Here is a 24,041-nt window from a genome sequence, read left to right on the forward strand (position 1 = left end):
ATTAGATCAGTTTGGAGCGAACGGCTCCAAATCTTCACACCAGCATAACGAAAAATGCGGACACAGCGCATTGGAAGAATTATTGGTCAAGGAAATGGGCTATTTCGGTACTCGCGATTTTTTTGAAGACTGGATCGACCAAAAAATAGAAGCTCAGCGAAACCAACCTCAAATATTAGCCAAAACCCAAGAAGAACGTCGATTAATTCCAGTAGTTGTTCACGTCATCCACAATGGAACCGAAATTGGTCAGGGAAGTAATATTCCATTTTCTCAAATTGAGGCCCAAATCAGAATCTTAAATGAAGATTTCAGAAGATTAAATCCAGACGCAGACCAAACTCCGGCTCAGTTTTTACCGGTTGCAGCAGATGCGAATATTGAATTTGTACTAGCCAAACAAGATCCAAACGGCTTACCAACCAATGGGGTGGTCAGAGTACAAGGACCTAATAATTCCTATTTGCCAGAGGATGCTACCTTAATCGGCCAGCTTTCACAATGGAATCCAGATGAATATCTCAACATCTGGGTACTTCCACTTACCTCGCCCTTTATTGGTTATGCTTCATTTCCTGTTTCTGACCTACCGGGATTAAATTTCTCACCTGCTCCGGCTATCACGGATGGAGTTACAGTGGATTATCGGTTTTTTGGCTCAGGTGGAAATGCCATTAATGCATCCCTTGGTCGGACTGCCACACACGAAGTAGGTCATTATTTCGGCTTGAGACATATTTGGGGTGACGGAGGTTGTGGTGTGGATGATTTTGTCGAAGACACTCCTCTGCAGGACAATTCCAATTCTACTTGTAATGCAAACCCTTCTAGATTCAGCTGCGATTCTCAGGATATGATCCAAAATTACATGGACTATACTCCTGATGCTTGTATGAATCTATTTACCCAAGGTCAAGTAGAACGATTCAATGCAGTATTGGCAAACAGTCCCAGAAGAAATACCCTTGTAAATAATCGTGCTACGCAGGACCCGGAGTTATTTGATCGTGACTTGGCCATCTCTCGCCTAATCGAGCCCGGTGACTTTGCTTGTGATGCGCTTGTCACACCTCAAATAGAGGTTTTAAATGCAGGACAAAATACAATTACCTCTGCAAGAATCACTCTGCAAGTGAATGGTCAGCAAGTGCAAAACAGGACCTTTACCTTAAACCTTTCAACGGGTGAAAGTGACATAGTTACTTTTGATAGCTTCGAACTTCAAGGAGGTGAAAATGAGGTGGCATTCGAAATCGTTGCGGTCAACAATAACTCAGACGAAAATATTGAAAATAACATAGCCCGATCTAATCCAGTGGTGCAGGAGGCAGTGACGCTTCCTTTATCCTTAGATTTGGGAAATATCCCTCCTTCATGGACTATCCAAAATGGTGATGGTGGGTTTACTTGGGAGCAAACAAGTTTAACAATATCGGGTGAGGAAGAAGACCTATTATTTATTCGAAACTATGAATATGACGCTCCGGGAGAACTGGATTACTTCATCTCTCCGGTGATTGATTTGAGTAATACTCCAAACGCTCAACTAGTTTTTGAAATGGCCCATGCTCCTTACAATCAGCAAGGCTTCCAAGATGACCTGATAGTGGCCGTATCCACCGACTGTGGAAATACCTTTGAGATAGCGAATGCTACCTATGAAAAATCCGGGGCATCATTGGCAACCTCTGCAGCTACCTTGAATGAATTTATCCCGACAAACTCATCTCAGTTTAGAACTGAACTGGTAAACTTGAGTCCATTTGCTGATCTAGGAAAAATACGAATAGCATTTATTGCCGTCAATGCATTCGGAAATAATGTCTACTTAAAAAATATCCGGATTCTGGAGCAGGAAGACTTTAGGTATTCCCTGGAAATGGAGGAATTGATCAGCCCCAACCCTATCTCTGATGGAAGGTATCAAAATGAAAGTCTTCAGGTAACCAATACTGGAAACCTTCCAATTTCCAACTTTGTGTTTGTAAAAAGTGTAAATGGAAGTTCCCCTCAAGGATTCTTAGCGAGCGGAGATCCCGTTGCTCCTGGAGAGACTTTCACTTTGACAGGTGGAAATAGTACAGGAAGTGGAAAGAATCGTCTAAACTATGAAATACTGTTTCCAAACTTTGACCAAAACGAAGGAAGCGAAAGTACACTCGAACGGTATATCATTGAAGACAATGAAGTAACTCCTGTTCCATGGAGACAAAACTTCAATTTTGCTACTGCTATCGAACCATGGACTAGCCTCAATCCTCAAAATGATGAAGGATCCTGGCGATCTCTTCCATCAAGTGGCGAGGCTGGAAATGTGAGTGTAGTTGAAAATCCAGAAGCAGGTCAAAGCTATTGGTTGGGATCACCGGTATTCAATCTATCTAGAAATACCCAAGCATCCTTATTCTTTGATTTGGCGGCTGGAGATGTATCACCCGAGACAAGTTTCCAAATCCTTGCCAGTAAAGATGCCGGAGACACTTACGAAGTTGTTTTTGAAGCTGTAGGAGATGAACTTTCAACAGTTCCTGGTACGGCCAGTATCAGCAACCGGGAGCATTTCCAGAGAAATTATGTAAATCTGACTGATTTTACAGGAAATGGGAACAGTGAAATTAGGCTTGCAGCTGTGCTTACTGCCGGTGAAGGAACCAATACCCCTGTGTTTTTGGATAATTTGGAGCTTTTCCTCAGTGCCAACCCTAACCCGGTAATTCCTGCGGACGGAAGAGCTTTGATATACCCCAATCCAGCTACAGCTTATTTCAACATCGCTTTCAATCTAGCGCGCTACGAAAATGTGACGATCCAGATTATCTCTTCGACAGGAGCTATTGTCCACGAGGTCGATTATCCACAGACGCTGAACCAAACCTATACTTTCCCTCGAGAAATATTTTCACCGGGACTTTACATCGTTAGAATGGTGAGTCCTACACTGCAGGATATGCAGCGGGTTTTCATCAAATAATCTTAAATCAGGTCGAAATTAAAATTTCGGCCTTTTTTTTGCCTTTGTGCGACCTAAATAAATTGGTATTAGTAGGATATAAAACTCCGTGTAAAAGACTTAAAGTCCATATTTTGTCGTTTTAACTTGTATGATTTGGTTCTACCAAGAAAGAATTTCCATCCTACCAATTTCCCATTTATCTTTAGCCCTAATTCAAACAGTAATTTTAGACTTAGCAATCCTTGAAAAAAATATTCATCCATTTACTCTTGATTATTTCGGCCTCGATTCTTTTAGGCTTTCTTTTCCTGAAAATCTATTTACCAACTCACACTAATCACGGTGAAACAGTTTCGGTACCGGATCTTTCTGGCTACACATTCGATGAGGCGGTAAACATCCTTGAAAAATCAGGCTTAAACTATGAAGTCTCTCAAGACTCTGGATACAGTGTAGATGCCCCTGCCCTCGCCGTATTGAAGCAAATTCCTCCAGCTGAAGACCAAGTAAAAGATGGAAGAAAAATCTATCTGACGCTCAACGCTCAGAACGCTCCGATGATCAAATTGCCGAATTTGGTCAATCTTCAGCTCAAAAACGTTCAGGAAATATTGGCAAACTTAGGATTGGAACGAGGAGAGTTGATTTACGTACCTGATATCGCGATCAATGTCGTTCTGGAGCTCCAATACAAAGGTCAACCGATCGCTGAAGGTTTTGAGATACCCAAGGGAGAAAAGATCGATTTGGTAGTAGGAGATGGTTTGGGAAATCAGATTTTGGAAGTGCCTACGCTGACGGGAATGGATGAGATAGATGCAGAGTTTTTGATTTTGGGTTCCGGTCTTCGAGTTGGTGAAAAAGTTTACTATCAAAATGACACCGTACCTCCGGGATATGTCTTCCGTCAAGCCCCTCCTGCTCAAACCCAGGTCAAAACCGGAGAAACCATAGATCTTTGGATTTCCAGAAAAGAAAATTAAAAGAATGCGGATTCTTCACAAAATAGTTCTGTGTACACTTTTTACCCTAGCAAGTTTGGGAGTAGAGGCACAGTTTGTGGAGTTTGGACCCGTGCCAAAATTGAAGTACAAGTCCTATCCCCAATCTGTAAATTCTAGTCGATTGGCCAGCACTAATTCGCTTCCTTTTTGGGATGACTTTTCGCAGGGAATGGACACCCTTAAATGGGAATTTCAGGGCAGTACTTTCAGCAACAGTATGGGAAACAATGCTCCTTCACTAGGAGTGATCGTATTTGATGGTGTGGATGCGACCGGTAGACCCTATTCGAGAGAAATAAGAGAACAAGGGGCTGGAGATTATTTGACATCCAATCCTTTTGATTTGGCGCAGCTGAGCCAAGAAAATCAGGAAAGCCTCTATCTCAGTTTTTTTTGGCAGGCAGGAGGACAGGCAGAAATGCCCGACGAAAATGATCGGCTCACTTTGCAGCTTTTAGATGCGGATAGTGTCTGGAATACCGTTTGGACGATTAATGGAGGTGCAGACAAAAACCCCGAAGAATTCATTCAGGAAATAGTCCAGGTATCAGAAGAGTTTCTCCATGACAAGTTCCAATTTCGATTCGTTAATTTTGGCAGATTAGCAGGTCCCTTCGATACATGGCTTTTAGATTATGTATTCTTAAGCTTTGATCGAGATGCTCAGGATCTATCCTATTTGGATCGGGCTCTTACTCGTGAAAGCAGACTTTTTCTAGGAGACTATACCGCTGTCCCACTTGGGATTTATCAAGACCTTCTTGCAGAAGAGCTTTTGCCAGTCACAAATGAGTTTAAAAATCTGGAGGATCGTTTCCGTGCAATGGAATACTCCATTCGCTTAGAAGGGGAATCAAGCACTGTTGTAAATCTAAACACACCTTTCAATCCTGTACCCAATTCACAAGAGAGGAGGGTTTTTGAAAGTAATGCTATCACTGAATTGCCAGCTTTAAGCACAGAAAGCGATATTGAGATTTTAACGTACTTGACCACTGGGGATCAAAATTTATTCAGTGTAGAGAATGGAGACACGACCTTTTTTGCATCAGTAGACTACCGAATCAATGATACGGTAAGATCCGTCATCCCCATACGAGATTTCTTTGCTTATGATGGAGGGCAAGCAGATTATGCAGCAGGGATCAATCAGCGTTCAGGGCTTTTGGCCGTCAAATATGAAGTTGATAGTCCAGTTTTTCTTACTGGAGTATCTATAGATTTCACCAATCCGGATCAGGCAGACCAGCCCATTGATATTTTGGTTTGGCAGGACCTTGAGGAGACGCCGATTTACAGAGAGGAACTTCTGATTCCATTGAAAGAGGCTGACGAGGAGTTGATTTACTTCCCTATTGATACCAATATTCAGGTTCAAGGAGAGTTTTTTGTAGGTTTCTCACAGTTTAGCAATGACTTCATCTACGTGGGACTCAACAAAGAAAATGATCAGGCAGATAAAATTTTCTACAATGTCAATGGTGCTTGGGCCCAAAATGAAGAAGTAAGAGGTTCATTACTAATTAGACCTCACATAAGTTTTAATGCGCCATTCGCAGAATCTGAGATTCCTGGCGAAAATCTACGCTACTATCCAAATCCTGTAGAAAATCAACTTCACTTGGTGGGGAAGTATTCCGAAATGAGAATTTTCGATTCCTTTGGCAGGGAGATTTTCCCCGATCGGTATCAGGGAGCTGATGAAGAAATCATTAACTTTACGGATCAGCTACCGGGAGTTTATGTGATTCGAGCATTGACTTCGGCAGGCCCTCAATCATTTAGAATTTTAGTCAAATAATATGGAAGATATCACAGTCAAAGAACTCAAAGAACGACTAGACAAGGGAGATAAATTTGTCTTTTTGGATGTTCGTGAAGAATGGGAATACGAAGATGATAACTTGGGAGCGATCAATATCCCGCTAGGAGAACTACCTCATCGTCTTGATGAATTGGAAGGAAAAAAAGATGAGGAAATCATCATTCATTGCAGAAGCGGAGCCAGAAGTGGCAATGCCAAAAAGTTTTTAGAGACAAAGGGCTTTTCGAAAGCCCGTAATGTTCTTGGAGGCATTATGGCCTATCGCGAGCTTTAAAAAGATTTAAGTAAGATCAGTATAAACCCGGCATTAGCTGGGTTTTTTGTTTAGCTGAAAATGAATGGCTGAGGAGAAAAGCAAAGGGCAAAGATCAAAATAGCCAGCCATCCAACCCATTGTCTTTTGGGATCTAAAGGCTTAAATCCTGAAACTTCAGGATGTCTAGTCCCCATGATTCTTCCCAATAAAAAAGCAAACAAGAGCCAGCCTTGATAGCCTTCCAGTGTGGGCTGGAAAAAGACCATCAAATACTGAACTGCCGCAATACTGAGTGCAATGGTAATCCTATTTTGAATCGAAAGACCAGACTTGAAATAGCAGATAAATAGAAACCCAACGTAGAGAGGAATTCTGAAAATGAGTTCGCTAGCTGATAGATAGGGACTAATTACCCCAAGACCGGCATAGAAAATAAATGCAGTGAAGGCGACCAATGAAATCTTTTCATGATGTCTGGGAAAAAGCCCAAAAATAACATGACCGCCATCTAATTGCCCGATCGGCAGTAGATTAAGTGCGGTGAAAAAGAGAGCCAAATAGCCCGCAAAAAGGTAAGGATAATGGATTAATTCAGACATTGCTGGCATTCGCTCAGGGTCTGCTAAAGTCTCAGTCATCATCCAAAAAAGGAGATTTTGACCCAATTCAAATTCAATTGCCCCTTCGTAGCCTTCAAAATTGGGGTCTAAATATTCGGGATGAACTTCGTAGATGTAATCAGCAGGAGGCAAATTCAAGAATCCATAAAACAAGACTCCTAATGCAACGACAAATCCTGCTAAAGGACCCGCTACCCCGATATCGAAAAACTTCTTTCGGGAATTAACAAAGCCCTTCATTCGGATGACAGCACCTAGTGTACCCAAAGAAGGTGCTCCCAAAAAGCCAAACCAAGCAGGGATAAAAAATGGAAGCGAGCATTTGACACGATGATAAATTGAGGTGAATAAATGCCCCAATTCATGAATGAGTAAAATTCCTACAAAAGGAATAGAGTAAGAAAATGACTTAAAAAAGTACTCCCAAGTAAGTGCTGATTCTTCTGAGCCAAAAACAGACTTTCCATAAACCCACTCCCCTCCTGCAAGAGTAGCAGCTATCAAAGTAAGAAAAAACAGAACTCCGTGTCGGAGGTACTCTTTTCTACTATACATGCTTTAAATAATCAAAAATCACTTCCGGTCCGGTTACGTGTACAGCTTGAATACCAAGTGCAGCTGCTCCCTCCACATTTTCTTTCAAATCATCAAAAAACACCACCCGCTCTGGGGCTGTTCGTAGATCTGTAAGCATTCTTTCATAGATAGCTGCATCAGGTTTGGCGAGGCCCATTTCGTGACTTAAGAAAACCCAGTCAAAAATCGGATCAAAGTTGGCAACACCATGATCCTGGCTTAGAATATCGTTGACCGCCAGAATATGAATGAGGTTTGTATTACTTAAAACCCCCACTTGGAAATGTTTTTTCACCTCATGAACCAGTTTCAAGCGCTCAGCAGGAATTTTGCCCAAAAGTGAATTCCATAGCTTATCTATCTCCTCATCAGACCAATCTTTTTCAAAATATGCTCTGACTTCATCTCTGAAAATGGCAGAATTGATCTGTCCTTTTTCATAAGATTTGTGAAAATCCGTATGATAAAATTCATCCACCAAATAGTGTCTTTCTTCTGGAAGTTGCTGACGAAGAAGTGATAGCGGACGGTTATAATCAATATCAATGATCACATTGCCCAAGTCAAAGATCAAAAAGTCGGCATCAGGTGTTTTTTTCATCCAGTAGTATGGTTGTGAATATGCTTTCAAATATGTAACATTGCAATCCCAAAACCAAGAGTTAAAGTCAATAGGTCGCTTTAATCATGGATTTGAGGCATTTTCGATAAGGATCGGAAAATGCTGAATCAAGTACTTGAATCTTTAAATTGATCAAAGTTCAGTATAAAAAATTGGGCCTATAACTCAGCTGGTTAGAGTATCTGACTCATAATCAGAAAGTCCCTGGTTCGAGCCCAGGTGGGCCCACTAACCCCGTTTACTTCGAGTATTCGGGGTTTCTTTTTTACAGACACCCAGAAATCCAAAGCTTCTGACTCCCCCGACACATCGGGGCAGGAGGTCGCTGTCCCGATAATTCGGAAGAGCCCAGTTGGGCCCACTAACCCCGTTTACTTCGAGTATTCGGGGTTTCTTTTTTTAATCTTTTTCATATAGCTCATCAATCAACTCTAGTATAATAATTCTAGACTGCTGTTGACAGACTTATCTCCTTTTACCACTAAAAACCCACCAACCTCTTGGTTTGATCTGATACTTTTTGTTTAATTTATAAACAAGTAAATGTTAATAATATTGACATTAACACCAAATGATCTTTGAGGCCCAAAAAACTCAAAGGTGTACAACAGGTCAAAATCGCAAATCATACATGTTTATAAATTGCCATTCTCACTTCAGCTTCAAATATGGGACGATGTCTGTGGAAGCGCTGATCGCTGAGGCGAAGGGCAAAAAACTTGATGCGCTCGCTCTCACGGATATCAACTGCACAGCCGGAGCATTCCCTTTTATACGGGCTGCGCAAAAGGCCGGAATCCATCCCGTCATTGGGATTGACTTTCGGAACGGAATACAGCAACAATATATTGGATTAGCCAAAAATCAAGAGGGCTTCTTCGAGCTAAATAAGCACCTTTCCGAGCATCTCACCCATAAGTGGGAATTTAAAACAAGAGCTCCCAAGTTCGAAAATAGCTTTGTGATCTACCCCTTTTCGGAGAAAGCTTTTCCCCTGCGGGAAAATGAATTTGTGGGTATACATCCCAACCAACTCAACAAACTTCTCACCTCTCCTTGGTATCGACGCAAAGAAAAGCTTGTCCTTTTGCAGCCAGCCACCTTCAGCTCCAAGCTAGAGTTCAACGCCCATCGTCTTTTGCGCAGCATGGACCTCAACACACTGCTAAGCAAGCTTCCCTTAAGCGAGCAGGCCGACCTGACGGATCAATTTTACTCTTATGCCGACCTGATCGCTCGCTGTGAAAGTCACAGCTACCTTCTGGTCAATGCTCAAAAGCTACTCGAACAGTGCCAGTTTTCCTTCTATTTCCAAGCAGTAAAAAACCGTCGGGACATCTTGGGCTCAGACTGGGAGGACTTTGATTTTCTCCGGCAGGAAACTTTCAAGGGAGCCATCCGTCGCTACCCCAATCTAAGCCCGGAGATCAGCCAACGAATCGAAAAGGAACTCGAGCTCATACAGCAGAAGGGCTTCGTCTCCTACTTCCTGATCAACTATGATATCGTGACCTTTGCACAGCACCGCAACTTCTACCACGTGGGCCGGGGCTCCGGTGCCAACAGTATCGTCGCCTATTGTCTGGGCATCACAGATGTCGACCCGATCGAGCTAGACTTGTACTTTGAGCGATTTATCAATCTCTACCGAGAAAATCCCCCTGACTTTGACATCGATTTCAGCTGGACAGATCGTGACGAGGTGACGGATTATATTTTCCGAAAATATAACGGCAAAGACAATGAACATGTGGCCCTTTTGGGTTCCTACAGCACTTTTCAATACAACTCTATGCTGCGGGAATTGGGAAAGGTATTTGGTCTTCCCAAAACGGATATCGAGTCCCTCATCCACCATGCCGACAAGGCGGGCTACCAACCCGATCAGTTTGGGAAATTGATCATCAAGTACTCCCAAGTACTGCATGACATGCCTTCGCACCTGACTATTCATGCCTGCGGGATTTTAATTTCACACAAGCCTATCCACTACTATACCGCCACGGACATGCCTCCTAAAGGCTTCCCACTTGCCCATATCGACATGCATATCGCTGAGGATATTGGATTGCACAAGTTTGACATCCTGAGTCAGCGGGGATTGGGTCACATCAAATCTGCACTCGAAATCATCTACCAAAACCAAGGCGTCAAGGTCGATATCAGGGAAGTGGAAAAGTTTAAAAAAGACCCCAAAATCAAGGAGCATCTCCGCACCGGACATACGATCGGCGCTTTCTATGTAGAATCTCCTGCCATGCGGATGCTTTTGGCTAAAATGAAAGCCGATACCTATCTAGAACTCGTCGCTGCCAGCTCTATTATCCGACCGGGTGTGGCTCGATCCGGAATGATGCGGGAATACATCCTACGTCATATCAGTGAAGAACGAAGGAAACAAGCGCATCCGGTCATGTGGGATATCATGCCCGAAACTTACGGAATCATGGTTTACCAAGAAGACGTGATCAAAGTCGCGCATTACTTTGCCGGGCTGAGTCTGGCCGAAGCGGATGTACTCCGGCGTGGCATGAGCGGAAAGTCCCGGTCCAAGGATGAATTTCAGCGGGTGAAAGATCAATTTTTCAAAAACTGCAAAAAACTAGGAAGAGCGGATCAGGTCGCCAAAGAAGTCTGGCATCAGATCGAAAGCTTTGCGGGCTACTCCTTTGCCAAGGGACACTCAGCGTCCTTTGCCGTCGAGAGCTATCAGAGCCTATACCTCAAGGCCTACTTTCCACTGGAGTTTATGGTCGGGGTGATCAATAATTTCGGGGGCTTTTACCACACGGAGTTTTATGTCCACGAACTCCGAATGAACGGAGCCAATATCCAAGCTCCGCATCTGAACGAAAGTGAATATCTGACCCGAATCACTGGAAAAAAGGTGTTTCTTGGTTTCATTCACATGAAATATCTTGAAAAAGCTACTGTAGAAAAGCTATTGGCTGAGCGAAGAACAAACGGCCCTTTTCTGGGATTGGCAGACTTCGTGGCTCGGGTGGAGATCGGACTGGAGCAGCTCTTGATTCTGATTCGGATGACTTGCTTTCGCTTTACAGGAAAGACCAAGCAGGAACTCTTGTGGGAGGCACATTTTCTTCAGCATAAGCGAAAAGCGATTGTGAGCAGTACGGACCTGTTTCGATCCAACTCATCAGAAATCAGCTTTGGCAAAAAGCCACCTCAGGTTCCGGACTTAGACGAGACGGATATCCGGCAGGATATATTGGATCAAATCGATATTCTGGAATTCCCATTGGACTCGCCTTTTCATCTGGTCAAAGACCAAAGTGTTCGAGGGATCAAAGCCCGAGAAATGGCTCAGTACTTGGGCAAGCGAGTGATGATTTTGGGCTATTTGGTCACGGTCAAGTATACTCGAACGGTGAAGGGGGAGGTGATGAACTTCGGGACTTTTCTGGACCGGGACGGAGACTGGATCGATACGGTGCACTTCCCTCCTGTGGTGAAAAAACATCCCTTCAAAGGCCGGGCGATCTACCGAATCAAAGGAAAAGTCGTGGAAGAATTTGGCTTCTACTCCATCGAAGTGGAGAAACTAGAGCGGATGGCTTACTGGAATGCTGCTGATTAAATTTCAAGTTGGAATTTATACGCTTAAATAGAACCCAAAATTTAAGCGTATCGGTGACAGCGATATATTTCCTTCTAAATTTTAGAAAAAATTGGAAAACTAGAATCAAATTCAGACAAATTACCGTATATTAAAGGACAAATTACCGATAAATGAGATGCCTAAGAAAAAATCCAAAGTAAGCGAGCCGGCAATGGCATTTTATGAAAAAGCAAAAATGAACGTTGAAGACATTCTCCGGCTCGATTTGGCTGATTTAGACGAGCCACTCACCCGACTAGAAACTTTCCGCAACGGCCTAAACAAAAGCTCCTTCGAAAGCTTCAAGGTACTTTCCGGTCTTGACTATGAGACTTTGGCAGATGCATTGGGTGTCTCAGCCAAGACCCTGCAGCGCAAAGAAGTATTTGATACGGGGCAGTCAGAAAGGCTCTATCAGCTGGCTGACCTGTACGCGACCGGAATCAATTACTTCGGCAGAGACGGGTTCCGTCGGTGGATGGAGCAGCCACTTTTCACACTGAACAACCGAATCCCTCGAGATTTGATCGATGTGTCCGAAGGAATAGAGCTCCTCAAGACAGAGATCAAGCGACTTCAACATGGCATCGCTATCTAGTCAATGAATGTCTATAGAATAGCACTAAATGAGTACTGCGACCTAAGCGGAGAGGGTGCCAAAAGATACGGAGGCAGATGGAATCACGTGGGTACACCGGCAATCTATGCAGGAGGAAGTATTTCAGTGTCTCTTTTAGAAAGGCTAACCATTGACTCCGAATTATTTACATCGGAGCGCTACAAATTGTATAGTGTAATGGAAATCCATCTACCGGAAAAATTAATTTATCATGTAAATCGAAAGGACTTACCAGAAAACTGGCATCAAATACCAGCGCCAAAATCAACAAAAGATCTGGGTTCCTCACTTCTGAATTCACCCAAGCTCTGTTTTTCCATTCCTTCGATTTTAGATCCCTCATCATTGAATTTTGTAATCAACCCCCTTTCGAAAGATTTTCACCTAATTGAATCAAAAACATATCCATTGAGTCTAGACCCAAGGATATTACGTGATTGAAGATTAATGAACCGTTTTAAGTTATCTGAAAATTTATCCTATTGACCATTGAATTTTTCCATCTCATATTTTGATTTTTTTAAGACACTTTTTTGCTTAAAGCTCTATTTTTACTTTTCCAAAACAGGTAAAATTGACTAGATTGTCAATGAAAATTAGCCTGATAAGTCTATTCTTTTTATATGCGTAGCCATCCTTCCCGACAGCAGTCAGTAGTATTTTTTTCTGATATCGTAGGCTATACACGTCTCATGGGCGAAGATGAAGATCGGGCCTTTGAGCTCATGAAGCAGAATCTTGAGATTCATCAAGACATCTTAAGCCGATACAATGGTCAGATAATCAAAGAATTAGGCGATGGAATCTTAGCTACTTTCCAGACTGTGGAGGAGGCACTGAATGCAAGTTTGGCGATTCAATCCCGTTTGGAAAGTGAAGCTGCAATCAAGATTAGAATAGGCCTTCATTGCGGAGAAATCATCTTTGATCAAGGGGATGTATTCGGTGATGCAGTCAATATTGCCGCACGTATTCAGGGAATTGGTATGCCTACCTGCGTCCTATTTTCCTCCAAAGTACTTGAGCAAATACCTGCCGACACAAGCTTTTCATGGGTAAAACTAGGTGGGTTTTCGCTTAAAAATGTTAAAAATTCGGTCGAACTCTATGCACTGAGTAATCCTCCTGTAGTAGTACCGAAGCGCGCGGAAATCATCAAAAATATCCGCTATCAAGAGCGTAGCCCTTGGAAACTTTGGGCAGCGGTAGCAATCATTGTAGCATTGACAATCACTTTGATCTATTCATTTCTCAATAATACTTCGGTCTGGGAGAAAGAGAAATCTGTTGCAGTGCTCCCTTTTACCAATATCACCGTTAATTCAGACCAAGAGTTTTTTGCCGAAGGCCTTACAGAAGATATTATCAGCCAAGTATCGAAAATTGAAAGTATCAAGGTCATCAGTAAGGATGCTGTAGAAGGATTCAAAGGAGATAAATTACCCTTGGACTCTGTAGCAAAAGTACTTGACGTCACCACTGTACTAAAAGGAAGTGTCCAATGGATTGCTGATAAAATCCGGATCAATGTTCAATTGATTGACCCCGCCGAGAACCGAAATCTTTGGGCTGAAACCTATAACAGGGATGCATCGGACATATTCAAAGTGCAAGCGGATATCGCCACCGAAATAGCCCGGGTTCTCAACAGTAGCCTTAGCTCGGAAGAACGAAGTCAACTTTCCAAAACTCAGACAAGCAGTTTTGACGCCTATGAACTTCACTTGAAGGGCCGTGAACTCTATTCTAACTATAGCCGGGAATCCATATGGGAGGCTATCGATTACTACAAACAAGCCATTGAAATTGACCCAAATTATGCACTTGCCTACGCAAGCCTTGCTGATAGTTATGCCCAACTGATTTATTTCAGTGAAGGAGATCAGTGGCTAGATTCAAGCATGGAAGCAAGCGCAAAGGCTTTAGCCCTTGACCCTTATCTTGCTGAAGGCTTCAAAGCCCAAGGAAATGTATATTACTACAAAGGACAAAGTGAATACGCAAAGATCTCCTTTGAAAAAGCCATTGTTTTAAATCCAAATTTGAGTTCAGCCATTGGTAACTTAGCGACGGTTTACTTTGTCAGCGGAAACCTTCCGGAAGCACTCAAACTTCAGCTTAAATCGGCAACTTTAAATCCAACAAACTTCCTTCCCTATCAGATTTCAGGCTGGATTTATCGGGTATTAGACCAATTTGAGGAATCTGAAGTTTGGTTGAATCGATCTCTAGACATACTTCCTGACCCTGTGACTATTGAGCAACTTGCCTTTATAGAGATCGAAAAAGGAGATAATGAAAAAGCTTTGTCGCTTATCAGTGATATTTTCGAAAATCAAAAAGATAGTACTGCACTAGACTATACCGTAGCAGGGACGATTGCCTTTTTTGCTGAAAGCGATGAGATCGCACGAATGTATTTGGAGAAAAGCATTGAAAAAACACCTGCATCTCTTCAGGATGAGTATTTCACCTCTCCTATTCTTCTTGCTTACATTTTGGCACAATCAGGCGAGCGGCTGGAGTCAAATACTTTAGTAGAGCAGGGTATCCAAATCCGCGAAGATGCAATTGAAAACTATGGGGATGACTTTAATTTATTTTTGGATTTAGCCCAACTTTATGCGATTAAGGGCAGCAAATCGGAGTCAGTTGCTTATCTCGCCTTGGCAGAAGAAAAGGGAATGCGAGATGATTTTTACATCACTCACAATCCCATTTTCAAAAGGTATCTGAAAGACCCGACTATCCTTTCAGTATTATCTAAAATTGACAAGTCACGAATTCAAGCCAATCAAGAGCTGCAGTCTAACGACCTGCTACGGAGTAGGTAGCCCCACCGCAATTAATCTGTTGAATAGCTCTTGGCGGACCTCCATTGGAATGAATCAAACCCGCTACCAAAGCGCAAGCCATGGAAGTTCCAGACATTACGTTGTATGCATTTCCCGGAAAGGTAGATACTAAATTGGCACCAGGAGCAAGCCAGTCAATCGGTGGTGCTCCAGCATTCGAAAAGCCTGAGCAAGACAAAAACCCTGTCTCAGAAAAGTCCACCGAACCTACAGTGAAGACATTTTTCCCACTTATACAACCCGGTAGATTGGATCCGGCACTTTGACCTTCATTTCCAGCAGACATTACCACAAAGATTCCTTTTTCGCCTAGATCCAAAATGATATCGCGAAGGAATGGTTCTGAATTTTGACAATTCACCACCCCCGATTCTCCTAGACTCATCATCACCACATCGCCTGGTACGGCAAACTTTTCGATATGATTCAGAGCCAAGACGAGATTGGACCATGATCCGACACCGTTTCGATCTAAAACCTTTACAGGGATCACTTCAGCTCCGGCAGACATTCCGGTAATTCCGGGATTCCCCCTGCCAAAACCAGCCGCTAGACCAGCTACGTGGGTTCCGTGTCCTGCAAAATCCTCAAACGGGCTTTCTCCATCTATAAATGAAACTGCTACTCTTGGATTTCTAGTCACACGAAGATCTCTATGCCGAGCATCAATTCCTGAGTCCAATATCCAAATAGAGCTACGATTGTTGGTTCCTCTTTCAGATCCGCCCATCAAACCAACAGCTATACTAGCTTTGGCAGCAGGGTCGTAAAACCAATCTGACCCAAATGACTCTCCCTGCATTCGGGGACGACCTTGCATCCGAGGGCGGCCCTGCATCTGAAAGTCCTCAATAACCTGAGCCACAGACTCGTCAGACTCTAGCTCGCGAACCTCTTCACTACTCAAATCAGCAATAAACCCGACCGCTCCATCCACAAATCTTTTGGCATTTCCCCGTGACCCTACTCCCTTTCTATCCATGTATCCACGGAGCTTTTCGAGTTTGGCAGACCGAACTGTCTCATTTCTCCTCTCCTGACGCTCCCGATCGGTATCCCTTGTTTGCACTTTTCGCACGGGTTGCTCGAAACTATCTTTCAATACAACTATGTATCGCTTGCCTTGGCCATAACTCCAAGTGGAGAAGAATACCAAAAAGATTACAAAAATCACTTTTTTCATTTCGCATTGCATTTTTTACAGTTCTAACATAGGAAATTTTATCTGACCAAAAAATTTAAAACAAAATTTTGTAACACTACCTAACCTTCGCAATAGGATACGGTGGATTATTACCTGAAGCGTCCGGTCCCCTAAGCACTGTTCCCAAGGTATCAAAACTGCTTCCATGATATAATATTCCAGAGAAAATCGCCGCTGAAAAGGACGTACCCGATACCACTGCATAAGAGGACTTCGGCGCTGTGGTAAAAATGTATTCTCCCGGTTCGATATAATCGACGGTAGGAATATTATAATTGGAAAAGAATGAAAATAACCGCTCATTCTGCCCATTAGTCGGATTATAATAATAACCGTAGGAGGCAATGGTATGAGCTAAATCACTGGTTATGATTAAGCCTCCAGGGAGGTTTCTGGTTGATAATTCAGCATCATTTCCAGCAGACATGACAACGTGGATGTTCCTGTTTAGAATTCTATTTATCTTCCTTTCAAGTCTTGCTAATTTTCTTTGCACAGACGATTGATTAGCCATGGAATCATCAATAGAAAAACCTAGGCTTAAATTGGCAATATCCCCTGGCTTAGCTTTATTAGATACATGCTCTAGGGCATTAAATAATTTAGCAAAAGAAGAATTACCTCTTCCATTAAATATTTTTACGCTAACCATCCGCGCTCTTGGGAAAACCCCATTCATTCCATAATTGTCAGTCGAAGATGAAGACTTCGCACCGATAATCCCTGCTATCTGAGTTCCATGGCCATGCTTATCTAAAAATGGATTTTGTTTTGTTGTGTCTTTTCTTGAGAAATCCCTGGAAAGGTTAATATCCCGTTGTCTGAATCTTATATCCTGGTGAGATGAGTCTATTCCCGAGTCAATTATCCATACCCTCGTTGTAGGAATTGGGGTAACGTCCTGTCCACCACCTATTTCTTCAATAAAAATACTAGTCTGAGCCGTTGCATCGTATCGCATTTGATCTTGCATCATGGGACGCCTTCCCTGTGGAATCAAAGCAGACTGCATCATGGGGCGTCTTCCCTGTAGATTAATATCCACTTCCACCTCGAAATTTTGGGCTGAAGCCTCCGATTGGAAGCTTTTGACCTGCCGATCTGTCAAATTTTCCAGATGGACTGAAATCTCGTCATAGACTCTAACATAAATATCATCCTGTGGAATATTCGGTTCAATGTCAATAATTATTTGGCGAATCGAATCTTCCAAGGATGTTAAAACCTTTTCAAACTCAACCGAATCTAAATCAAGTATTCCCTGCCTATCTGCTAAAGGAGTTATTCCAGAATCTTCGTTGAAAACAATTTCATAACTGTTTTCTTCCAGTGTTTTAGATTCAACAAGTGGATCTTTTTCATTCTGGCAGGAAAAGCCCAAGAAAAGGACTGAAATTAAAATTAGGTTTCTCATTTCATTAAAAGTTTACAGGTTAAAAATCAGGTCATTACAGGATCAATGTATAAAAAAAATTCAATAAATCTAAAATAAAATCAATCGATTAATTTATCAATCAGGATGCTTTAGCATAGCTCTGTATTCCTCAAGCTTAGCCTTGATTGCATCATCCAATTCAGGCTCTGCGATTCCTTTCAGTTGTTTGACTGTCTCATGTATCACCTTTGCGACCAAAACTCTTGCCGTCTCCTTATTATCAGCCGGAATCACATACCATGGCGCATGAGGAAGTGAGGTTTCCCGGATAGCTTCCTCATAGCAAGCTTGATACTTATCCCACAGCGCTCGCTCTTCCAGATCTCCCGGCGAAAACTTCCAGTTGTGTTTTTCTTTTTCAAGCCTCCTGAGTAATCGCTTTCGCTGCTCCTCCTTGCTAAGGTTTAGAAAAAACTTCAAAATGATGGTTCCATTTTCGACCACATGCTTTTCAAAATTCCGGATTTGCTCAAATCGTTTTACCCAAAAATCATCGGTAATGTCCTCCACCTTTTCGATACCAGGAATATTTTCGGCTAGAATATACTCTGGATGAACCCTTGTCACTAAGACATTTTCATAGTGAGTACGATTGAATACTGCATATTTTCCACGCTCAGGAAGAGCCAAATAATGCCTCCAAAGGTAATCATGTCTTAATTCCTTTGATGAAGGCGTTTTGAAACTATGAACGACCACTCCCCGCGGGTTAAATTCCTGAAACACCTCTCTGATTAGGCTATCCTTTCCAGCTGTATCCATTCCCTGAAGGCAGATGAGAACCCCATATTTTCCATGGGCATACATAATATCCTGATGCTTGCTAAGATCTTCACGGAGATCATTCAGCTTCTTTTTCTTTTTAGCTTCGGAGGTTTCGAGATCTATAAAAGTCGGGTAGTTAGCTAATTGAAAATCAGACCCTGCCAGCAAATTTTTAATAGGAATATTCTTCATGGGCTTAAATAGAAGTAATAAAAGTTTGATTTTAAGTGAAAAACAAGATAATATTTTAACTTGGAATGAAAATCAATCAACCAAAAATTCGCCCAAAATCACTATGACTGAAATTCCTATTCGTACGGGTCTCGGACAGCGCTATCTAGCTTTGGATGTTCTACGTGGAATGACCATTGCTTTTATGATTATTGTAAATACTCCAGGCAGTTGGTCTCACCTCTATGCCCCTTTGGCTCATGCAGATTGGCATGGCTTTACACCCACAGACCTTGTTTTTCCTACATTTCTATTTGTAGTAGGAAATGCTATGAGCTTTTCTATGAAAAAGCTATCCGAAATGTCAAAGGGAGCCTTTTTCAGGAAAGTTGGCAAGCGAGCATTCTTAATTTTCCTGATTGGATGGTTGCTAAACGCCTTTCCTTTTTTCGATTACAATGAATCTGGGGGGATCGAATTTATCACGCTCACTGAAGTTCGATTCTTTGGGGTATTGCAGCGGATTGCACTTGCATATTTCTTCGCCGCCTTGATCCTTTATTTTGGAGGTATCCGAGGCGGGTGGATATATTCGATTGGGGCCTTGGTTTTATATTGGCCTATTTTATACTTCTTTGGCGACCCAGCTGACCCTTATGGCCTTACCGGAAATGCAGCAATCAAACTAGATTTGGCGACCATTGGAGCAGATCGAATGTACATGGGTGAAGGCATTCCATTTGACCCTGAAGGGATTCTCAGTACACTTACTTCCATTGTCAATGTCATCGCTGGCTATATAGTGGGCAAAATGATCCAAAAAAAGGGAAATACTCTTACTTCTGTCAGGACATTGCTAATCTTTGGTGTGATTTTGATCGCTGCCAGCTATTTGTGGGATTTAGCCTTTCCTATCAATAAGAAGATATGGACCAGTCCCTATGTTCTTTTGACCGTAGGATGGGATTTGATCCTCTTAGCGGGACTAATCTTTCTTATTGAAATCAAAAACAAGATTTCTTGGACATATTTCTTTCAGGTTTTTGGGAGAAATCCACTCATTCTCTATGTACTCTCAGGCGTGGTGATTTCTATCTTCAGTATGATTCCTGTCGGAGATAGTAGCCTGAAGGGTTTTATTTATGCAAATGCCTACACTAGTTGGCTAGGCCCAAAAAACGCTTCCTTTCTATTTGCAATCAGTTACATGCTTCTGATTTGGCTGATTGGATGGTGGATGGATCGACGTAAAATTTATATCAAAGTTTAAGTCAAGCTTAGTTCAGATTTCATCAAACTCTTTTACCATGGACTATCAAATTGGAGTTTACAATATCTATTGGATGCGCGATCTTTTTGACAAAGATGGTAACCCCAAAACAAGCGGAGAAGAAAAACTTCGAAGTGAATGGATCGCAGAAATCATTTTAGCGATGGACCCGGATTTTTTGGGAATCGTGGAAGGACCAAATACCTTGGTCAGCCAAACCAAAACTGCCAGTGCACAATTGGAACTTTGGACGCAGGAGTTTTTGCCAGGAAGCAATTATAAAGGCGTGCATGGCTTTCCTTCTCCTGGCCAGCAAGAACTATGCGCGATCTATAAAGCCGATCGGTTGAAAGTTCTTTTTACTCCAGAAACAGAGGCTGGAAAGCGATTTGACGAGCCATTTTTGATGGATACTACTGATCGCCTGATCAAGGAGCAGTATAAGCATTACCGACCTCCTTTAGAGTTGAGTATTTTAGATACCGATGATTCCTTTATATCGAGAGTGATCGTAGCACATACCAAGTCTAAAGGGATTTTCGATAAGGTGGACTTTGCCAGATACGAACAACTTTCCAAGCGGGATAGACTTCGACTTTTTGCAGAATGCATGCATATCCGAGAGCGCGTAGATGGTTATTTAGAAAAAGGTGAGCAAACCATGGTCATGGGGGACATCAATGATGGTTTTGAGCTGGATTTTTATGAAAATAAATTCAGCAAAAGCGCGGTAGAACTGCTAATGGGTGACCCTTGGATTCCGGAGTTTATTCTCAAATCTGTACTTCCAAGACCTAAGCTGAATGCCTACGGCTGGAGTCCAAACTCCTCCAGATATCGAGATCGCATCACAGGAGATGAGTTCAATGTATTAATTGATCATATTCTTGTCAGTCAAGGACTTCCTTTCAAGAATGGAAAGGTATGGAATCCATATACGGAGAAAGACGACCCTCTGATCCAGTCGGTCAAATTTCCCCTGATCAAAGCTTCTGATCATTTTCCGGTTTCATTTACTTTAACCCAATAAAAAATGGATGACCAAGCACAAACCATGATCGAGAATCTTCATAAAAACACAGGTAAAAGCCTGGAAGAGTGGATTGATCTGGTGAAAAAAGAGAAGCTTGAAAAACATGGCCAAATCGTCAAATGGCTTAAGGAGACCCATAGTTTCACCCATGGATTTGCCAACTTGTTAGCCCATAAAACGCTTAAGTCTGATGCAGGTTCTGCCTCTGACCATGACGAGCTAATCCAATCGCAATACAAAGCGAAAGGAGCATTTTTTACCCGTCCTCGATAAGCTAAAAAATGAAATCAGCCTATTTGGCAAGGATGTGGAGTTGATACCAAAAAAGGCTTATATCAGTGTCAAGCGAAAAAAGCAATTTGCTATGCTGATTCCGGCTACCAAGACAAGGTTTGATATCGGCATCAACTTAAAAGGACAAGAAGCCGCAGGCGTTTTGGCATTGGATACCAAAACGAGCGGGATGGTAAGTCATCGAATCGAATTACAATCGATAGAGGATCTTAGCTCAGAAGTAATTGATTGGCTCAAAAAGGCTTATGAATCAGCTGGCTGATTATTTCCTTCTCCCTCGATTTCCTTAATTAATTCTTCATACCAAAACTCCCCGTACTTCCTCACAAGTGCATCCTTGAGGAAACGGTAGAGGGGGACTTTTAAGCTTTGGCCTAGCGTACAAGCAGGATCACAAATATGCCATCTATCATAATTCAAAGCATCAAACTGATCGTACTTCGTAACTCGGATTGGATAGAGGTGGCATGAAATGGGTTTTTTGAAGTCCGTTTTACCATCGAGATAAGCCTGCTCAATTCCACACTTCAGCACTCCACGCTCGTCATAAATAGCATAAGCACACTCTCGATTATCACCGATGGTTGGTGTGCCCTTGTCTCCATCCTTATCTATCACCCAGGTACCTTGCTCCTCGATGACCCTGCGACCTTCATCCGTCAGATAGTCTTTGACTTGAGGATAAATCTTCTCCAGGATAGCTGTCTCTTCATCTTCCAGAGGGGCTCCTGCGTCTCCCTCCACACAGCAGGCACCTTTGCATGCTTCAAGGTCACAGACAAAAAAATTCTCTTTGATATCGTCAGAAAGTACCGCGTTGCCTACAAGGATCATGATCTTTTTTTTTCAAAGGTAAGGAGCATACAGGAAAAGGCCTTCCGAAAGGGCACAAAAAAGAACCGCTCCGTAAAGGAGCGGCTCAACCCAGCACTATGAAGAAAAGCTATTTTTAGCCTTTGATATAACAAACAGCCGTCTGATCAAAAGGTTTTTAGCTCAGATAAAATTTTTATGATTTTTTTTAAAAAAAGATTGAAAAGTCCATTTCAAAGCCCAGAATCAAGATAATTTATTGAAGAGAAAATTTCATTTTAAGCTTAGTAAGAATCAAATCATAGAATTTGGCGTTATTTGCTGTGTGCAAGTCGGTCTGTCGCCGATCTGTCCCGATTGATATCGGAATCAGAAAGGAGGAAAGTCCGGGCAACATAGAGCGCCATACTTCCTAACGGGAAGGGGGCTGATTGGTGACGGTCAGTCTACAGAAAGTGCCGCAGAAAATATACCGCCTCAACCATTATTGGAATGGGGTAAGGGTGAAAAGGTGGGGTAAGAGCCCACCGTCCCGATGGTGACATCGGGTGCAAGGCAAACCTTATGGGTTGAAAGATCAAATAGGCCCCGGGCAAAGAGCTGCTCGTTCGATCTCTGCTTAGGCAGGGTTCCGGGGTGGGTAGATCGATGGACCCTGATCGTGAGGTCAGGGCTAGATAAATGGCAGACACTATTGAAAAGGATGAATTCCAAATCAAGAGTACAGAACCCGGCTTACAGACTTGCACATTTTCTTTTTATCTTCGCCCTATGTCAAAAATCCTGATCATCGATGACGAAAAAGTCATCAGAGCTACGCTACGAGAGATCCTCGAGTACGAAAAGTTTGAAGTATCCGAAGCCAGTGATGGCGAGGAAGGACTCAAAAAAATTCAGTCCGAAGACTTTGATCTGGTACTTTGCGATGTCAAAATGCCAAAAATGGATGGAATCGAGGTTCTTAGCCATGCCAAGGACTTGGATAAAGCTCCACAATTCATCATGATCTCCGCCCATGGAAGCATTGAGACAGCAGTCGAAGCAACAAAAAAAGGGGCCTTTGACTTTATACCAAAACCCCCCGATCTGAACCGATTACTTCTCACAGTGCGAAATGCGCTGGATAAAAAGAATTTGGTTACCGAAACGAAAGTTTTGAAAAAGAAGCTTTCCAAGAAATTTGATATGGTGGGTGAATCACCGGCTATTGTTCAGGTGAAAGAAACAATCGAAAAAGTAGCTCCGACCGAAGCCAGAGTTTTGATCACTGGACCAAATGGTACAGGAAAAGAATTGGTCGCTCATTGGCTTCATCAAAAAAGCAGTCGGGCGAAAGAACCTTTTGTCGCCGTAAATTGCGCGGCTATTCCTTCTGAACTGATCGAGTCCGAGCTTTTCGGCCATGAAAAAGGGGCATTTACCTCTGCTCACAAGCAACGAGCAGGTAAATTTGAGCAAGCGCAAGGAGGCACTTTATTTCTTGATGAGATTGGGGATATGTCTTTGTCAGCACAGTCAAAGGTCTTGCGTGCACTTCAGGAAAACCTCATCAATCGCGTAGGAAGCGATAAAGACATCAAGGTGGATGTTCGCGTTTTGGCAGCAACCAACAAAGACTTAAAAAAGGAAATCGAGGAGGGAAATTTCAGAGAAGATTTGTACCATCGCCTAAGCGTGATTGTGGTGCAGGTGCCTGCTCTGAAAGATCGAGTGGACGATATTCCTTTACTCGTAGATAAGTTCCTTAATGATATCGCTCAAGAAAGCGGGGATGCAAAAAGAAAAATAAGCAAAGAAGCGCTCGAGAAACTCAAAACTTATCCTTGGACAGGAAATATTCGAGAACTGCGTAACGTGGTAGAAAGACTCGTAATTCTAGGCGAGGACACAATAAGCCTCGAAGACATAAAAAAATATGCTGACTATTAAGGTCAGCATTTTTTTATCCGTTGGATTTTTCAACTACATCTGCTTTTGCATAAGCAGGACATGGCTTACTGGAAGCACAGGCTCCCAAAGCTAGAATACCAATCAAGGTTACAATTGTGGCTAATCTTTTCATCAATCTGATAATTTTGAAATCAAATATGTTTAATTAATTCTTTTC

The 24,041-nt window shown here is 42.5% G+C and carries 19 protein-coding genes, 1 tRNA gene and 1 other RNA gene; 15 read left to right on the forward strand and 6 right to left on the reverse strand.

What is annotated here, in order from left to right:
- Positions 1-70 precede the first annotated feature (70 nt).
- The 4 genes from CDH51_RS04690 to CDH51_RS04705 all read left to right on the forward strand — a co-directional run bounded on the left by CDH51_RS04690 (position 71) and on the right by CDH51_RS04705 (position 6,056).
- On the forward strand, positions 71-2,971 hold the full coding sequence (locus CDH51_RS04690; RefSeq protein WP_232724742.1) for a T9SS-dependent choice-of-anchor J family protein: 2,901 nt from the start codon (positions 71-73) through the stop codon (positions 2,969-2,971).
- A gap of 224 nt (positions 2,972-3,195) precedes the next feature.
- On the forward strand, positions 3,196-3,936 hold the full coding sequence (locus CDH51_RS04695; protein ID WP_024281842.1) for a PASTA domain-containing protein: 741 nt from the start codon (positions 3,196-3,198) through the stop codon (positions 3,934-3,936).
- Positions 3,937-3,940: 4 nt separating this feature from the next.
- Entirely contained in the window at positions 3,941-5,758 is a 1,818-nt protein-coding gene (locus CDH51_RS04700) for a T9SS type A sorting domain-containing protein (protein WP_100627469.1), read from the forward strand.
- A 1-nt stretch (position 5,759) separates the two neighbouring features.
- The gene (locus tag CDH51_RS04705; protein ID WP_026945021.1) at positions 5,760-6,056 is read left to right on the forward strand and encodes a rhodanese-like domain-containing protein; all 297 of its coding nucleotides are present in this window, start codon (positions 5,760-5,762) and stop codon (positions 6,054-6,056) included.
- A 50-nt stretch (positions 6,057-6,106) separates the two neighbouring features.
- On the opposite strand, the gene CDH51_RS04710 is transcribed toward CDH51_RS04705, so the two are convergent.
- Positions 6,107-7,213, reverse strand: a complete 1,107-nt coding sequence (locus CDH51_RS04710) for a site-2 protease family protein (protein ID WP_100627470.1) — start codon at positions 7,211-7,213, stop codon at positions 6,107-6,109.
- Positions 7,206-7,835 carry an HAD family hydrolase gene (locus tag CDH51_RS04715; protein ID WP_100627471.1) on the reverse strand — a complete coding sequence of 210 codons (630 nt, stop codon included), beginning with the start codon at positions 7,833-7,835 and terminating at the stop codon, positions 7,206-7,208. Before CDH51_RS04715 ends, CDH51_RS04710 begins: the two co-directional genes overlap by 8 nt.
- 175 nt (positions 7,836-8,010) lie before the next feature.
- Here CDH51_RS04715 and CDH51_RS04720 point away from each other — a divergent pair.
- The 5 genes from CDH51_RS04720 to CDH51_RS04740 all read left to right on the forward strand — a co-directional run bounded on the left by CDH51_RS04720 (position 8,011) and on the right by CDH51_RS04740 (position 14,928).
- A tRNA-Ile gene (locus CDH51_RS04720) sits at positions 8,011-8,084 on the forward strand.
- Positions 8,085-8,487: 403 nt separating this feature from the next.
- Entirely contained in the window at positions 8,488-11,454 is a 2,967-nt protein-coding gene (locus CDH51_RS04725) for a DNA polymerase III subunit alpha (RefSeq protein WP_100627818.1), read from the forward strand.
- Positions 11,455-11,611: 157 nt separating this feature from the next.
- Positions 11,612-12,073, forward strand: coding sequence for an antitoxin Xre-like helix-turn-helix domain-containing protein (locus CDH51_RS04730; protein WP_100627472.1), 462 nt, complete (start codon positions 11,612-11,614; stop codon positions 12,071-12,073).
- Between the two features lie 3 nt (positions 12,074-12,076).
- On the forward strand, positions 12,077-12,535 hold the full coding sequence (locus CDH51_RS04735; protein ID WP_100627473.1) for an RES family NAD+ phosphorylase: 459 nt from the start codon (positions 12,077-12,079) through the stop codon (positions 12,533-12,535).
- Positions 12,536-12,717: 182 nt separating this feature from the next.
- Complete coding sequence (locus tag CDH51_RS04740) at positions 12,718-14,928, forward strand: adenylate/guanylate cyclase domain-containing protein (protein WP_100627474.1); 2,211 nt, start codon at positions 12,718-12,720, stop codon at positions 14,926-14,928.
- Here the strand turns inward: CDH51_RS04740 and CDH51_RS04745 are convergent.
- The 3 genes from CDH51_RS04745 to CDH51_RS04755 form a co-directional block, all read right to left on the reverse strand.
- Entirely contained in the window at positions 14,903-16,132 is a 1,230-nt protein-coding gene (locus CDH51_RS04745; protein ID WP_198514260.1) for a S8 family peptidase, read from the reverse strand. The genes CDH51_RS04740 and CDH51_RS04745 overlap by 26 nt on opposite strands.
- A gap of 76 nt (positions 16,133-16,208) precedes the next feature.
- Positions 16,209-17,567, reverse strand: coding sequence for a S8 family peptidase (locus CDH51_RS04750; RefSeq protein WP_100627476.1), 1,359 nt, complete (start codon positions 17,565-17,567; stop codon positions 16,209-16,211).
- Positions 17,568-17,663: 96 nt separating this feature from the next.
- Positions 17,664-18,545: a PPK2 family polyphosphate kinase gene (locus CDH51_RS04755; RefSeq protein WP_100627477.1), complete on the reverse strand. Its 882-nt coding sequence runs from the start codon at positions 18,543-18,545 to the stop codon at positions 17,664-17,666.
- A gap of 103 nt (positions 18,546-18,648) precedes the next feature.
- On the opposite strand from CDH51_RS04755, the gene CDH51_RS04760 reads away from it, so the two are divergent.
- Genes CDH51_RS04760 through CDH51_RS20280 form a run of 4 tightly spaced genes read left to right on the forward strand, consistent with a single transcriptional unit; the run spans position 18,649 to position 21,383 of the window.
- Positions 18,649-19,794 (forward strand): acyltransferase family protein, encoded by a 1,146-nt coding sequence (locus CDH51_RS04760; RefSeq protein ID WP_100627819.1) that lies wholly within the window; start codon positions 18,649-18,651, stop codon positions 19,792-19,794.
- Positions 19,795-19,831: 37 nt separating this feature from the next.
- Positions 19,832-20,824 carry an endonuclease/exonuclease/phosphatase family protein gene (locus CDH51_RS04765; RefSeq protein ID WP_100627478.1) on the forward strand — a complete coding sequence of 331 codons (993 nt, stop codon included), beginning with the start codon at positions 19,832-19,834 and terminating at the stop codon, positions 20,822-20,824.
- A gap of 3 nt (positions 20,825-20,827) precedes the next feature.
- The gene (locus CDH51_RS20275) at positions 20,828-21,100 is read left to right on the forward strand and encodes a DUF4287 domain-containing protein (protein WP_232724743.1); all 273 of its coding nucleotides are present in this window, start codon (positions 20,828-20,830) and stop codon (positions 21,098-21,100) included.
- 13 nt (positions 21,101-21,113) lie between these two features.
- Entirely contained in the window at positions 21,114-21,383 is a 270-nt protein-coding gene (locus CDH51_RS20280; protein ID WP_232724762.1) for a DUF5655 domain-containing protein, read from the forward strand.
- Here the strand turns inward: CDH51_RS20280 and CDH51_RS04775 are convergent.
- Positions 21,365-21,955: a DUF3109 family protein gene (locus CDH51_RS04775; protein WP_100627479.1), complete on the reverse strand. Its 591-nt coding sequence runs from the start codon at positions 21,953-21,955 to the stop codon at positions 21,365-21,367. The two genes, CDH51_RS20280 and CDH51_RS04775, sit on opposite strands and share 19 nt — an antisense overlap.
- A gap of 303 nt (positions 21,956-22,258) precedes the next feature.
- On the opposite strand from CDH51_RS04775, the gene rnpB reads away from it, so the two are divergent.
- Positions 22,259-22,688: RNase P RNA component class A (gene rnpB, locus CDH51_RS04780), an RNA gene on the forward strand.
- Positions 22,689-22,705: 17 nt separating this feature from the next.
- Complete coding sequence (locus CDH51_RS04785; RefSeq protein ID WP_024281826.1) at positions 22,706-23,863, forward strand: sigma-54-dependent transcriptional regulator; 1,158 nt, start codon at positions 22,706-22,708, stop codon at positions 23,861-23,863.
- Positions 23,864-24,041 lie beyond the last annotated feature (178 nt).

This window comes from Algoriphagus formosus, from assembly GCF_002807035.1.
GTDB lineage: Bacteria > Bacteroidota > Bacteroidia > Cytophagales > Cyclobacteriaceae > Algoriphagus > Algoriphagus formosus.